This is a genomic window from Clostridium psychrophilum (assembly GCF_018861705.1).
GTDB classification, from domain to species: domain Bacteria; phylum Bacillota; class Clostridia; order Clostridiales; family Clostridiaceae; genus Clostridium_AD; species Clostridium_AD psychrophilum.
The window spans coordinates 1-14322 of sequence record NZ_JAHLEC010000004.1 but is presented as its reverse complement, the minus strand read 5'-3'; the positions used below and the strand labels follow the sequence as shown (position 1 = coordinate 14322).

Annotated in this window: 12 protein-coding genes and 1 pseudogene; 7 read left to right on the top strand and 6 right to left on the bottom strand. The window is 28.0% G+C overall.

The window, feature by feature from the left end:
* Positions 1-43 precede the first annotated feature (43 nt).
* Positions 44-1387 carry a zinc ribbon domain-containing protein gene (locus tag KPL38_RS02090; protein WP_216286283.1) on the bottom strand — a complete coding sequence of 448 codons (1344 nt, stop codon included), beginning with the start codon at positions 1385-1387 and terminating at the stop codon, positions 44-46.
* A 156-nt stretch (positions 1388-1543) separates the two neighbouring features.
* Here KPL38_RS02090 and KPL38_RS02085 point away from each other — a divergent pair, with 156 nt between their 5' ends.
* Both KPL38_RS02085 and KPL38_RS02080 read left to right on the top strand, forming a co-directional pair.
* The gene (locus KPL38_RS02085; RefSeq protein WP_216286281.1) at positions 1544-3205 is read left to right on the top strand and encodes a M20/M25/M40 family metallo-hydrolase; all 1662 of its coding nucleotides are present in this window, start codon (positions 1544-1546) and stop codon (positions 3203-3205) included.
* Positions 3206-3274: 69 nt separating this feature from the next.
* Positions 3275-4678 (top strand): amino acid permease, encoded by a 1404-nt coding sequence (locus KPL38_RS02080; protein ID WP_216286279.1) that lies wholly within the window; start codon positions 3275-3277, stop codon positions 4676-4678.
* A gap of 14 nt (positions 4679-4692) precedes the next feature.
* Here KPL38_RS02080 and KPL38_RS02075 read toward each other — a convergent pair whose 3' ends face one another.
* Positions 4693-5154, bottom strand: coding sequence for a hypothetical protein (locus KPL38_RS02075; protein WP_216286277.1), 462 nt, complete (start codon positions 5152-5154; stop codon positions 4693-4695).
* 334 nt (positions 5155-5488) lie between these two features.
* Positions 5489-5620 carry a lmo0937 family membrane protein gene (locus tag KPL38_RS02070; protein ID WP_312884136.1) on the bottom strand — a complete coding sequence of 44 codons (132 nt, stop codon included), beginning with the start codon at positions 5618-5620 and terminating at the stop codon, positions 5489-5491.
* 248 nt (positions 5621-5868) lie between these two features.
* Here KPL38_RS02070 and KPL38_RS02065 point away from each other — a divergent pair, with 248 nt between their 5' ends.
* Positions 5869-6168 carry a hypothetical protein gene (locus tag KPL38_RS02065; protein ID WP_216286276.1) on the top strand — a complete coding sequence of 100 codons (300 nt, stop codon included), beginning with the start codon at positions 5869-5871 and terminating at the stop codon, positions 6166-6168.
* A gap of 55 nt (positions 6169-6223) precedes the next feature.
* Here KPL38_RS02065 and KPL38_RS02060 read toward each other — a convergent pair whose 3' ends face one another.
* Positions 6224-6664 carry a GatB/YqeY domain-containing protein gene (locus tag KPL38_RS02060; protein WP_216286274.1) on the bottom strand — a complete coding sequence of 147 codons (441 nt, stop codon included), beginning with the start codon at positions 6662-6664 and terminating at the stop codon, positions 6224-6226.
* A 480-nt stretch (positions 6665-7144) separates the two neighbouring features.
* On the opposite strand from KPL38_RS02060, the gene KPL38_RS02055 reads away from it, so the two are divergent.
* Entirely contained in the window at positions 7145-8053 is a 909-nt protein-coding gene (locus KPL38_RS02055; RefSeq protein ID WP_246577769.1) for a polysaccharide deacetylase family protein, read from the top strand.
* Between the two features lie 400 nt (positions 8054-8453).
* Here KPL38_RS02055 and KPL38_RS02050 read toward each other — a convergent pair whose 3' ends face one another.
* Positions 8454-8714: a glutaredoxin family protein gene (locus KPL38_RS02050; protein ID WP_216286272.1), complete on the bottom strand. Its 261-nt coding sequence runs from the start codon at positions 8712-8714 to the stop codon at positions 8454-8456.
* A gap of 93 nt (positions 8715-8807) precedes the next feature.
* Positions 8808-9758 (bottom strand): magnesium/cobalt transporter CorA, encoded by a 951-nt coding sequence (gene corA, locus KPL38_RS02045; protein ID WP_216286270.1) that lies wholly within the window; start codon positions 9756-9758, stop codon positions 8808-8810.
* A 131-nt stretch (positions 9759-9889) separates the two neighbouring features.
* Here corA and KPL38_RS02040 point away from each other — a divergent pair, with 131 nt between their 5' ends.
* From KPL38_RS02040 to KPL38_RS02025, 3 genes and pseudogenes are all read left to right on the top strand, one after another.
* Positions 9890-10567, top strand: a complete 678-nt coding sequence (locus KPL38_RS02040; protein WP_216286268.1) for a copper homeostasis protein CutC — start codon at positions 9890-9892, stop codon at positions 10565-10567.
* A gap of 193 nt (positions 10568-10760) precedes the next feature.
* Positions 10761-13086: pseudogene (locus tag KPL38_RS02030) on the top strand (GxGYxYP domain-containing protein); the annotation flags it as partial.
* A 168-nt stretch (positions 13087-13254) separates the two neighbouring features.
* Entirely contained in the window at positions 13255-14145 is an 891-nt protein-coding gene (locus KPL38_RS02025) for a cation diffusion facilitator family transporter (RefSeq protein WP_216286256.1), read from the top strand.
* The last annotated feature ends 177 nt before the right edge of the window (positions 14146-14322 follow it).

Here is a 14322-nt window from a genome sequence, read left to right as displayed (position 1 = left end):
TAAACTTTAATATTCCTTCAAACGTTAGTAAAAATAATTCTATTTAATATTTAACAGTGTTTCCATAAGCAGTATAATTTTGAAAGGCCAAATAAAGGTCTGTATCTTCATTTGAAAGCGAATATTCTCTACTTTTAAGAGTTGTGCCATATTCTATGTAACTAGCACTTATTTTTGAAGAACTATCTATTGGACCAAAATTTGTAGCATCATTAACCTTTACATTAGTATCTTTGCCATTAACAAAAATTTTAGCATTATAATAATCAGAAGATATATGTATATATTTCATATCATCTAGAACATTTAATTTTGTTATACCTTTATTATTTGATACAAGACTTACTAGATAAGACTTGTTTTGTGAAATATATTTGCCTTTAAATTTAGCTATAATTGTATAATTCCCAGCAATGTATGGTCCAAATTTTTTGGAAGAATTATCAGTATCACTTTTACCTATTTGTGTACCATTAATTGAAAAAGTGACATTTTTAACTGTAGTTTTTATGTTAACAAAACATGGCTTAACAATTATTTTGTAGTTATGAAAAAACATAAAATTTCCTTTGTTGACTAAGGTGAGTATATTACCTGACTTTATGTTCAAATTATTTATATTTTTAGGACTAATGGCATCATTTTTTAAATTATCGATAACTTTATTATAATATGAAGGATTACTTTTAAAGGAAGATAGCAAAGGTAATAGGCTCTGATTATTTACTGTAAGTTTATCATTATTGGTATATATTATATGTGCTAAATCAGATGTATTGTTTGTTGATACGTCCTTCTCGAATCTTGTTACAAGTTTCGTAGGATCAGTTAGTGAGTTATTAATTGTTATAATAGCTACCACAAGTATTATAAAGAGTGTACATAGTAAAAGACTTGTTTTTAACATTTTTGATGATTTCAGAGTTGGGTTATGAACTTTATCTGGTGTAGCAGGTGCAATAATAGAATCATCAGTGGATTTGTTAGTAGTATCAATAGTAGAGTTATCAGTAGATTCGTTAATAGTCTCATTAATAAATTCATCAGTGAATTTGTTAGTAGTTTCAATAGCAGGCGTATTAATAGATTCATCAGTCGATTCGTTAATAGTCTCACTGATAGAATCGTCAGTGGATTCAACAATAGCCGCATTAGTAGGATTACTTATAGATCTATTAATATATTCGTTAATAGTATCATTAATACAATCATCAGTAGAACCTTTAATAGTTTTATTAATAGAATAATTAATAATTTTGTTAGTAGGATTATTAATAGTTTGATTAGCAAAATTATTATTAAGTTTTTCTCTTAAGTCATTTCCACAATGGGAGCAAAAATAACTTTTTCTCAGAATCTTATGGCCACATTTAGTACAAAATTTCAACGCTAGTCCCCCAATCGTATATTACAATTCAATGAAGAGTTATTATCTATTTTAACTATGAATATGCTTTGTACTAATAAATTATGCTAAGAAACGAAGTAACAACTATTATAGAATAGTTATATGTTTTAACAAATTTAATCGGAGGTGTTGAGAATGTCTAGTGTCATAAAAGAAGACTCAGAAAAAAAAATCAAAGATATTCTGATAGATTTAGTTTCAGTGCAAAGTGATACAGGAACATCACTTGAGAAGGACATTGAGAAGTATCTTTATAGGTGGTTACAAAAATTAGATTATTTCCATAAAAATGTGATGAATGTTGGAATACATCTACTTGAAAACGATCCATTAGAACGGTCTGTAGTTTGGGGGTTAATTAAAGGAAAGGGAAGGAAAACTGTTATTCTTCTTAATCATCATGATGTTGTTGATTCTAATGATTATCAAACTTTAAAAGATTATGCTTACAGTCCTGACTTATTGAAGGAAATGCTCCCAAAGGTTGAATTATCAAAGAATGTTAATGATGATTTAACAAGCGGAGAATGGATTTTTGCAAGAGGGGCTGCGGACATGAAGGCTGGTATTGCAATACAGTTGTCACTTGTTGAAAAGTTCTCAAAGCAAGACAATATGGATGGTAATATTTTGTTCTTATCAGTTGCGGATGAGGAATCTCTATCGCTAGGAATGAGACAAAGCGTTAATTTACTTGAAAAAATTAAAAATAAGTTTGATCTGGAATACAATTTATTAATTGATTCAGAACCATACCAAAAAACAGAGAATAATGAAGGCGTTTTTTATACCGGTTCTGTGGGAAAATTAATGCCGGTCGTGTACGTAAGGGGTAAAAAAACGCATATCGGTGATATTTTTCAAGGATTTAATTCAATCTTGTTACTATCACAAATCGTAAGTGAAACGGAACTTAATACTGATTTTTCAGACATTGTAGAAGATGAAATATCACCACCACCATCATGGACTTTTTTTAGAGATGGTAAAAAGTTTTATGATGCATCTACACCAGAATCAGCTGGTGGATATTTTAGTATCTTAACCCTAAAGAGAACACCAAATATAATACTTGATCAATTAATTGAAATATCTAAACATGCATTTGAAAACGTAATAGTTCAAATGAATAGTAACTATAGCAGACATTTAAGAAAGATGAATAAAGACCAATGCATTTTACCATGGAAGAGTAATGTTAAAACTTTTGCACAAATATATAATGATGCTATTGAGGAATCAGGAGATGAATTTCTTAAGGATTATCGATTGACTATTAACAAATTGAAGATTGATGTAAAAAATAATATCATTAATATCCAGGAAAGCAGTTTGGCCATAATTGGTAAAACATTAGAGTATATTTCGGATAAAACGCCTTTGGCAGTTTTAGCATTTTCTCCACCTTATTATCCACATGTTTCAATTAATGATTTTAAAAAATTAGATAAAGGTGTATCGAAAATTGATGAAGTCATAATCCGTATCGCGAATGAAGTATGTAATGAAAACTATTGTAAGAAAAATTATTTCATGGGTATTTCTGATATGAGTTATGTAGCATTGAATGAAAGTGAAAAAATAATACCACATATACAATATAATATGCCTCTTTGGAAAACCATGTATGATATCCCATTTGAGACGATAAAAAGGTTGGCTATTCCAAGTGTAAATATAGGACCATGTGGTAAAGATATTCATAAATTCACGGAAAGAGTTTTAGAAAAAGATGTAGTTAGACAGACTCCCAAAATAATAGAAAGTGTAATTAAGCATGTTTTAAAAAGTGAGTAATGTTACATACAAATATTTAATTGTTACTATAGTAATTATAAGTATTTATATTAAATTAGGAGGTATAAAATGAACACAAAGAAAAGAAATGTAAAAGATATAATTGAAAAATCCGACGGTCTTGATAGGCGTATGTCAGGAAGACAAATTCAAATGTATGCAATTGGTGGAACAATAGGTACGGGTATATTTCTAGCTTCTGGAAATGTTATTCATACAGCAGGGCCAGGAGGTGCTGTAGTTGCATATATGGTTGGAGCACTTATGATGTATTTAATGATGTCTTGTCTTGGTGAGCTTACAGTAGCAATGCCAGTTTCAGGAAATGTACAAGCTTATGCAACAGAATTTATTAGTCCTGCCATGGGATTTACGGCAGGTTGGATGAAATGGATTAGCTGCGCAGTTACAGTTACTGCACAAATAGTTGCTTCATCCATTATAATGAAAAATATTTTACCAAATGTTAATTCTTTAGTATGGGTAGTTTTATTTACTGTAATGCTAGCTACTCTCAATATTTTGCCATCTAAAAATTTCGGTGAAACTGAATTTTGGTTTGCAAGTATTAAAGTAATAGCTATAATATTATTTGTTATTACAGGAATAGGAATAATTACAGGATTCATTGGACAAAATCCTATTGGATTCACAAACTTTATTTCTGATGGTGGAGCATTTCCAAACGGATTTAAAGCGATTATAGCATCACTTTTAACTGCTATTTTTGCATTTGGTGGTTCTGATATTATTGCAAATGCAGCTGGTGAAAGTAAGAACCCTGAAATCGAAATGCCTAAAGCTATAAGAGGCTTTATAATTATGATAACTTTATGCTATGTAGCATGTATTATTCTAATTGGATGTGTACTTCCTTGGAGGCAAGCAAATCTTGCTGGAAGTCCATTTGCATATATGTTCAAAAGTGCAGGAGTAAGTTCAGCTTCACTTTTAGTTAACATAATTGTTGTAACTTCAGCACTATCATCTGCTAATTCATTTTTACATGCAAGTGTAAGAACTCTTTGGTCACTTGCAAAACATAATCAGGCCCCTAAAATATTAGCTAAAACAAACGAAAAAAAAGTCCCTATTTATTCTCTTGTTATTTCATTAGCTTTTGCAGCATTTGCAATTGTATCAAGTTTTGTAGCGGCAGGTACGGTATATCTTTTCCTTATATCCTTGTTAGCTAGTTTAGATATATTTATCTATACTATTGATTGCATATGTCAAATGCGTTTTAGAAAACGCTTTATATCTGCAGGGAATAAAGTTAAGGACCTAAAATATAAGACCTTATTTTATCCTTTTACTCCAATTGCAGCAATAATATTATATTCTGTAGTAGTAATAGCCATGTTATTTGATCCTATAGAAAAACTAGCTATTTATTTTGGAGTTCCATCTATTTTAATATTATACTTAGGGTATAAATTATTTTCTAATAAAAACAAAGGCACATTACAATAGTAATAAATTGTTTTTTAAACTATACTTTTTGCCAGTCGTACATGGTATAAGTATAGTTGTTTCATTAGAATTTTTTCAGCTTGAGTTTCAGTTATAGTGCCATTATCAATTAGGGCGATTAAAGGATTTATATGTTTGATTTTGTTATCTATATATGTTTTGTTTTTTTTCTCAGTTATAGTAGTAGTTACTTTAGTTGATGTTTTAGGTGTTACTTTGTTACTATTAAGCACAGCTTTAATTTTACTAGCTTGATCTTTTGTTAAAGAGTTAGTAAATACTTGATTTTTAACTTTTGGTTTTAAAATTGGTTGTAATTTAGTACTGATTTGTTTATATTCATTTGTTAAGGGAGTTTTCCCATTAATGTTTAATGGTTTAACAGTTGCTGCAAAAGTTGTACCAATTGATGAAAAATATATGCCTCCTGTTAATAATCCTGTTATTATTTTGGTCTTTAAAGATATATTTCTCATTTTAATTTCTCCTTATGGTTATTTTGATTATTTGTATAATTAAATTATAGCTATTAATAATGTCAAAGAGGTGTCAATATTATGTTTGTTTTGTGTATATTTTAATTTTAAAGGGTATAATATATGTTAAAAAATGCATGTTATGTTTAGTTAATTTATGTTAAGTAACCACAATTAGGAATAACATTAACAGTGGCTATGGGTATGATTGAGCAATATTTGTGTTAAGTACTAACAGCTTTTTACACAGCTAAGTGAATCTAAAATTAGATACTCTTAGCTGTTTCTTAATAATAACAGATTCTTAAATTTCTTTTTTATGCATAATAGTTTTCTAGGACCTTTTTCCTGAAATTTTATCGGCAATAAATACTATTACAGCTAATACTAGCAGCATATGTATCAAACTGCCACCTATTTTAAATATAAAGCCCATGATCCAGAAGAATACTATAATCCCGCCTATCGAACGTAAACACCCTATTTAAAACACCACCTTTACAACCATATTTATAAATATATTCGAGCAATATATTAAGTATATCAAAGCATTAATATATACACAATATAAAATGAAATTATTTGATTTTCTTATATTTATAAAAAATAAAAAATATATAAAATGGTAATTGACTATTATTTTAGGTATATTTTAAGAGTTATGTAGAACATTATAGTTAGCGTATTAAAAAATATGGTAGGGAGGAATAATAAATGCTAAAGGAAGATAAGACATATGAAATTATAATTTCAGAAGAAGGCCTTGACACTTATAGAGGTTCTAATATTAGTGCAAAAACTATGGGAGAATATTTAGGCATTAATAGTGTAATGACCGATTTTGAATGGGATGAAGATGTAAATAAAGAAATAATACTTTATGCTAAAATTTTAGAAAATATAACTAAAGAAGATGCTTTAGCTAAATTAGAAGATGTTGAATTCATTGATAAGGTAGAGGAAAGCAAAGATCTTAATGCAAGTGAGAAAACAATAATCACTGAAAATTATTAATAAAAAATAAGGCAGTAAACTAAAAAAATATTTCTAGTTTACTACCTTTTATATATTATGCTAGTAATTTCATTACAAGAGGGTTAACCTTCTTGCCATCATATTGTCCCTTCAACTTAGGCATACAAGCCTTCATAACCTTTCCCATGTCACCTTTGCCCTTAAAGTTATTTTCTGATATAACTTGGGTAATAATTGCTTTTGCTTCATCGTCAGTTAATTGTTTTGGCATATAAATTTTAAACATCTCTATACCGGTTTCTGTTTCAGATATAATATCTTCTTTATTAGATTGTTTAGCATAACTAAGAGTTTCATTTAATTGTTTGATTGTTTTTTCAATAATAACAATTAATTCATCATCTGTTAGTTCTCTCTTTAAATCCATTTCTTTATATTTAACGTCAGCCATTAAAGTCCTTAAATGAGTTAATCTCACCTTATCTCTACTTTTCATATATTTAATAATATCTGCTTTTAGTGTTTGTTTTAACATATGTATTAACCTCCTAATTGATTTAGTAACCGCGACAATGGTTTTATAACTATATAAAACCATTGCTGCTATATACATTATACTCTTATAACAGAATATGTTCACAAAGATTTTATTTATACTACAAGTCTAAGAAAAAGACATAATAAACATATAAAAATGAACTTAAAATGATATATTATAGGTATATATAATAGAAGTTAATAAATATGTAGAAGTTTAGCTAAAATAATTGTATTAATTATTTTATGAAATTTTTTACTTTTTTGAGCTAAAAAGGGATTAAAATATTATCATTAGTACAAAATAGATAAGAGATTGATAAAATGAATTTTATTTTAATGATTAACAGCTATTAAGTCTAGTGTTACAGAAAAATATACATAGTAAAATTCATATAAAAAAACTAATTTAGAGGTGAATTAACGATATTTCACAAGGAAAGTCGTTAATATTACAGCGACCCAGGAGATGATTTAATTGCAATATAAAAAAATGTCATTCATATTAATTTTATTAATTGCGCTTTCTGGTTGTGCAAATAACAGACAAAGCACGAATGGAACGAATTCGAATAATATAAAGCAAAAAAACAGTAGCAGTACAACGGAAAATAAAAAATCAAATACAAAGGATAGTATAAATAGTAAAGGCGAGTCAAAAACAATTTCAACAACAGTATTAAATAATACCACAAGTTTAGATAGGAAAACTATTAATTGGTCATGGGCTTATTCACCAAGAGATAGTGCAGCATTATTATTAAAATATAATGGGTATGCTTTTGGACAAACATCTAAGAAAATAATTTATTTAACTTTTGATGAGGGGTATGAGAATGGTTATACAGCCAGTATTCTTGATACACTTAAAGCTAACAATGTTAAGGCCGCTTTTTTTGTAACACAACCGTATGTAACTGGTTCCTTTAATAGTATAAAAGATGTTGATCTTGTAAAAAGAATGATGAATGAAGGGCATATTATTGGTAACCATTCAGTGCATCATTTATCTATGCCATCTATAACGAATGAAACTACTTTCAATTCAGAAATTAAAGATAATGAAACTACTGTTAATAATATAAGTGGACTTAAGATGTCAAAATTCTTTAGACCACCAATGGGAAATTTTAGTGAACTTTCTCTTTATTACACTAAGAAACTTGGTTGCAAATCAATTTTCTTCTCACTTGCTTACAAAGATTATGATCCTAAAAATCAGCCTAATCCCGAAACGGCAAAAGCATTTCTTTTAAAGAATACAAAACCTGGGATGATATGTTTGCTACATGCAGTTTCAAAAACTAATGCAGAGATTCTTGACGGTCTTATTAAAGAATGGAAAAGTCAGGGATATGAATTCAGAACATTGAATGACCTTCAATAAAAAGCTATAATAGTTTTAAATACAATTGAAATTTTATTATACTTTACAAAATCTTATAAAAATTTAATTAACAGCTTAATAAAATCAACTCTAAATGTGTTGATATGAGTGAGTTTTGTGGATGTAAGTCTTAGTTAATATAGTTGTTAAATTTAATTAAATTTAATTAAATTTAATTAAATTTGTTTTCTAAGGCAAAAATGTTCTAAGGTTTAAAAGAATCATATTTTATTTAGTTATGAAATTTTATAAAAGGATGATAACGAAATTAATCGTTTTTATCCTTTTGTTTTATGTTCAACTTTATAAGTTATATTTTTTTATAAACTAAATTTTACCAATATAAAAGAATACAATTTATGGCAAAAAAAGCACCTACGAATAAAATCGTAGGTGTATTTTATTTAAGAGCCTCATTAAAAACGTTACGAATAATTTCTATTGAGGGAACGCCTTCATGGATCTTGACTTCGTTAACAAAGTACGTAGGAACATAATAGTAGTCATATTGTTTAGCTATTTCTGGATGAAGTTCTTCATCAATTATTTTAACTTCAATAGCGGCATATTCAGGGTTGTCATTTTTTAGCTTTTTCATCATAGAATATGCTTGTTTACAATAAGGACACCAGCTTGTTACGAACATAGTTACTGGTTTCATTTAGTATCACCACCTATTTTTATTTCCAATAATATTATTATGAATTATAAAACATATTATACACTATTATATTACTTTATTATTAATTATGTGTTATAACCATTTTTTCTTTTTAAAAAATAAAATTTCTAATAAGGAAATGAAAAACATTATAAATAAAGTTATAAAATAACTGTATCTAGCATTCAATTCGGGCATATTTTGAAAATTCATACCATAAATACCTGTTATTATTGTAAGTGGCATCATGACAGTAGTGATTATAGTTAGAAATTTCATAATTTTATTCATGGAATTGGATAATTGAGAAGAATAAAGCTCTAAACAAGATGTAACCATTTCATGATCAGATTCAATTAGATCATATATACGAAGTACATGGTCATAAATATCGGAAAAGTATATTCTATATTTTTCAGTTATAATATCATCGTGTCTCAAAAGAGTATTTAATACTTCACGCAAAGGAGAAACAACCCGTCTAAGCTTAATAACGCTTTTCTTTACTAGCATAATATTATTTAGTGTATTTTGAACAGGATTGTTCATTGATTCTTCTTCTAAGGCATTAATTTTTTCTTCAACTTTATCCGTTACAGTAAATAATTGGTCTAAAGCCTCATCAAGAATATGATAAAGAACAAAATCACTTCCATTAGAAACAATATTTAATCCATTGTTTATAGCTTTCATAATTTTTTTTACTATTTTATTTTCACCATAGTGTATTGTTATAATATAACCTGAACTAATATATACATATACGTTATTATAAGAAAATGCATTTTTTGTATGACCGTCTGAGGTGACAAGAATCAAAAAATGATATGATTTATAATCATTTATTTTACATCTTTTCGACTTATTAACACAGTCTTCAATAGTGAGATGATGAAAATTAAATTTATTTTTTAAAAATTTAAAATCTTCTTCACTTGGGTTATTAATATTAAGCCAAAATATTTCATCAGTAGTTGGTGCTTTAGAAAATGCTTCCTCAACATCGTTAAATTCATGTATTTTATTATTAATATAAGTAATCAATAAGATCTCTCCCTTTATTAAAAAATCGGCAATATAATACCAATCCCATTATATATTATTATTTATATAAAATATATTATATATGGTAAAATAACAAATATATATATTAGATAAATCTAGGAGTTGAGAAGATGATTGAAATTATTGCAGCAACAATAGAAGATGCAAGAAGAATTGAAGAAAGTGGCGCTGATAGAATAGAGCTTGTTAGTGCATTATCAGAAGGAGGATTAACACCTAGCTATTCACTTATTAAAAGAGTAGTGCAAAATGTTAAAATACCAGTAAATGTAATGATACGACCACATGCAAAATCATTTGTATATACAAATGAAGAAATTGAACTTATGGTAGAAGATATTATAATTGCAAAAGAACTTAATGTTAATGGTGTGGTATTTGGTGCTTTAAATATAAATAATGAAATATGTATTCCTTCTCTTGAAAAACTGTTAAATGTATGTGATGGAATTGATGTAACCTTTCATAAGGCTATTGATGAGTTAACTGATCCCGTGAAGGGTATAGAAATTTTAGCTGCTTATGGGCAAATTAAAAATACTCTTACATCAGGTGGAATAGGAAATATACTTGAAAATACTTCGGTTATAAAAAACATGGTAGAAAGGTCAAAACATATTAATATAATTGCTGGGGGTGGCTTGAATTTTGAGAATATTAAAGAGATTATTATAAAAACAAAAGCACCCCAATACCATTTTGGAACAGTAATAAGAAATGGTAAATCAGTATTCGGAGAAATAAATACAGACGCTTTGAGGTTATTAATTAATACTATTAGAAAATAAAGGCTAGTAACAAAGTTAAAAAGTGTCAAAACAATTTTTCATACATAATATATAGTGAAAATTATTTTGATGGGGGATATATATGTACTGTTGTCCTTATTTTTATAACTATAATATGATACGATCTTTTAATAAAAGAATTTATTCAAGAGAAGTCGATGATAAATTTACACAAGATCAGATTGAATCTTTAAATGAAAACAATGTAAATCTTGTTTTAGATTCACAAAATTATTATGATATTCCAAAAAACTTTCGTAAATCTACTGATATATTAACTGCAAAGAATACTGAAAATCTAAACCTTACTGGATTAAGTACATTAAATATTTCTGGTAGTCAGCAATTTTCTGAGTATAATCTACCTCTTGTAATAAATAGCATAGAAACGTCATTACCTATAACAGTTGTTGACTTAAGACAAGAATCTCATGGATTTATTAATGGATATCCTGTTAGTTGGGCTAATGCAAAAAATAGTGCTAACATAGGGTTAACAAGGGATCAAGTAATAATAGACGAATATAACAAATTAAATAATATTAAATTGAATGTTCCTATGAATTTTTATAATCACAAGAATATAACTATAATTCCTATAAAAGTTGAAAATGAATATCATCTTGTTAATTCTAAATTATTATCATATGAACGCATCACTGTAACTGATGGTAAAATACCTCTAGACGACATGGTTGATTATTTTGTTAGATTAGTAATAGCACAACCTAAGAATACATGGCTACATTTTCATTGTAAACAAGGTATAGGAAGAACTACTACCTTCATGATTATGTATGATATGATTAAAAATTCCAAAGATGTTACATCTGATGATATTATAAAAAGACAATTATTGCTCGCAAATTTTGATGAGAGTCATATTAAATCTTTTAATAATAATGAAAGAATTACTTTTTTAGAAAGCTTCTATAAATACTGCAAGGAAAACATCAATGGAAAGTATTAGCTGGAGTGATTGGAAAAAAGCTATTGGCACTAACAATTATATGAAAAATCCTACAATTCCAACTTATCTATATGTTGTTTCTCAAGATACAATGACGCCAAGTGAGCGAACAATGATAGCAACACTTCAAGGGGTTGTTAATAGTCAATCTACTCTGCAAATATACACTCTTAATTCAAAACAGCCAGATTATCAAATATGGCTAGAAGATTTGAAAAATAGATATAGAATATCATATGAATTAATAACAAATCCATGGTACTTATTAGATATATTTAAAGATTATATTAATGGGTATGTTCTATACAATAATAAATCGTTAAAAGATCCTTCAATAAATAATGCTTGTTCACTTGCAGCATTAAATAATTGCATTGCAATTGACGAATCTATCCAAGATAAAGCATCACGAATCTATGGGATCAAGAAGATTATAGGCGACACTCGAGGTACTGATGAAAAGTGGGGGTATGATAATTTATGGAATTCTGGACTTAACCATTCCATAATAATTGAATTATCTCCGGGAAAAGCTTCTGCATTAAGAGACTATGCCATAATGACCAAGTCCTTAGTATTTTATGAGGATAATATAACAGACACAACACTTAGAGATAGAATATTTTCATCAATGGAGAAAGACTCCATTTGTTTAGGGTGGGGACCAGATGAATTTATTAATGTTAGCACAACTTCAAAATATGGTATTAGTATGATTGCAGCGGATTGGTCTTATAATTTAACTGTATTAAGCGCTTTCCCTTCAATACCATTGACTCAAAAAACTTCGATTAGTAATCTAAATAAAAAAAATGCACATTATGTAACATTTATTATGTCTGATGGGGATAATCAACAGTGGAACCTTGGAACTAATTATGGCTCTCACAAATGGTATGGTTCTCCTGATAAAGGAAAATTTAATTTAGGTTGGTCATTAAGTCCATCTTTATATTATTTAGCACCTACTGTATTTAACTTATATTATGAAAGTGCAGCTCATGGATTAACTAATGATTATTTTGTAGTACCACCATCTGGGAATGGTTATATGTACCCAAGTAAATTTAATAAGAATACTCTTGGTAAATATATTAATAGATTAAATGATTATATGAAAAAGGTAGATGAGGAATATGTAGCAATTATTGATGATTCCTCTTTTTATAATAATGATCTTTGGGATGAATTTACTGAAAAGCATAATATAAATGGATTGTTTTATCTTGATTATCATAAACACGACGACTATCATGGTAAGATTATTTGGTCTAATAATAAACCTATTGTATCCTGTAGAGACTTACTTTGGGATAATATTGAAAGTGAAGTCGATCTTATTTCAAACATTAATAATAGAGTTGATTTGGGGCAAGTAGATATTTCTAATGCTAATAGTTATACCTTTGTATATGTTCATGCATGGAGTAAAAGCCTTAGGAATATTGAAAGAGTTGTGGATAAGTTAAAGAAAAATTCAAAAGTGATAGTAGTTACCCCTAAAACATTTATGGAATTAATAAAAAAAAATGTTAAACCAAACTCGTGACCAATTTGGTCTATATTAGCACAAAATAAGTTTAATTTAATATTATTATCAATTGTAAACCAAATTTACTAAATATTTGAAAAAATTTTTGATTTTAGATTCTATTTGATCTATAATAATATTATGGATCATTATGAATTGATCTAAATTTGAAAGGAATGAATAAAAATGAATAAACAAAAATGCGCATTACTATCCATATTTTCGAATAGTGCGTTAATATTTTTTAAAGTTATAGCTGGAATATTGATGGGCTCAGTTAGCGTTATTTCTGAAGCAATCCATTCTTCGATAGATCTATTAGCAAGCATTGTTGCTTTTTTCTCAATTAAAGCAGCCTCTAAAGCTGAGGATGCTGGTCACCCATTTGGACATGGTAAATATGAAAATGTATCGGGCTTCGTTGAGGCTTTATTAATTTTACTTGCGGCCGCTCTCATAGTTTATCAAGCCATAAAAAGAATGTTTCAAGGTGGAACTGTGGAGAATGTAGGTGCTGGTATATTTGTAATGCTTCTTGCAGCGGTAGTTAACTTTGTTATATCAATGATACTATTAAAAACATCTAAAAAGACAGATTCTATTGCACTAGAGGCTGATGCTATGCATTTATTAACAGATGTGTACACTTCAATCGGTGTGTTTATTGGGCTTATATTATTGCAAATAACAAAAATACCAATTATCGATCCAATTACTGCTATTGTTGTGGCAGTACTAATAGTTAGGACTTCTATAAACTTAATCAAAAAGTCTTTAAATGATTTAGTAGATTCTAAACTTCCTGATGATGATATTACAAAGATAATAAATATACTTGACTCCCATATGGAGATTACTAGATATCATAGTTTAAAAACTAGAAAAAGTGGTCCTACACGAGAAATTAATGTGAATGTTCATGTTTTCGCAAACGAATCACTAATAGATGCTCATAGTCTCTCCGATAAAATTGAAGAGGAAATCAAAAACATTTTTCCAGGGAATTCATATGTAATGATTCATCTAGAGCCAGAAATACCTATTAATTTAATAAATCAACACAGTAAGGCTATTTAGAGAGTACAAAATTAATTGCATAATATTTTATTAAAAAGAAGACACTTGTGTGCCTTTTTTTTGTTCTTATATAGGAAACAGCTTGCGGAAACCGCTGTGGATAACATTTTAGATAACATTTTAGATGAAAATTAGGTGGAAAATTCAAGAGAAATATGAGATGATTAAATCATGAGA

Excerpts from the sequence above, each read along its gene's own strand:
- KPL38_RS02075 (WP_216286277.1), bottom strand. The coding sequence starts at position 5,154 with ATGAGAAATATATCTTTAAAGACCAAAATAATAACAGGATTATTAACA.
- KPL38_RS02025 (WP_216286256.1), top strand. The coding sequence starts at position 13,255 with ATGAATAAACAAAAATGCGCATTACTATCCATATTTTCGAATAGTGCG.
- KPL38_RS02050 (WP_216286272.1), bottom strand. The coding sequence starts at position 8,714 with ATGAAACCAGTAACTATGTTCGTAACAAGCTGGTGTCCTTATTGTAAA.
- KPL38_RS02080 (WP_216286279.1), top strand. The coding sequence starts at position 3,275 with ATGAACACAAAGAAAAGAAATGTAAAAGATATAATTGAAAAATCCGAC.
- KPL38_RS02065 (WP_216286276.1), top strand. The coding sequence starts at position 5,869 with ATGCTAAAGGAAGATAAGACATATGAAATTATAATTTCAGAAGAAGGC.
- KPL38_RS02085 (WP_216286281.1), top strand. The coding sequence starts at position 1,544 with ATGTCTAGTGTCATAAAAGAAGACTCAGAAAAAAAAATCAAAGATATT.
- KPL38_RS02060 (WP_216286274.1), bottom strand. The coding sequence starts at position 6,664 with ATGTTAAAACAAACACTAAAAGCAGATATTATTAAATATATGAAAAGT.
- KPL38_RS02040 (WP_216286268.1), top strand. The coding sequence starts at position 9,890 with ATGATTGAAATTATTGCAGCAACAATAGAAGATGCAAGAAGAATTGAA.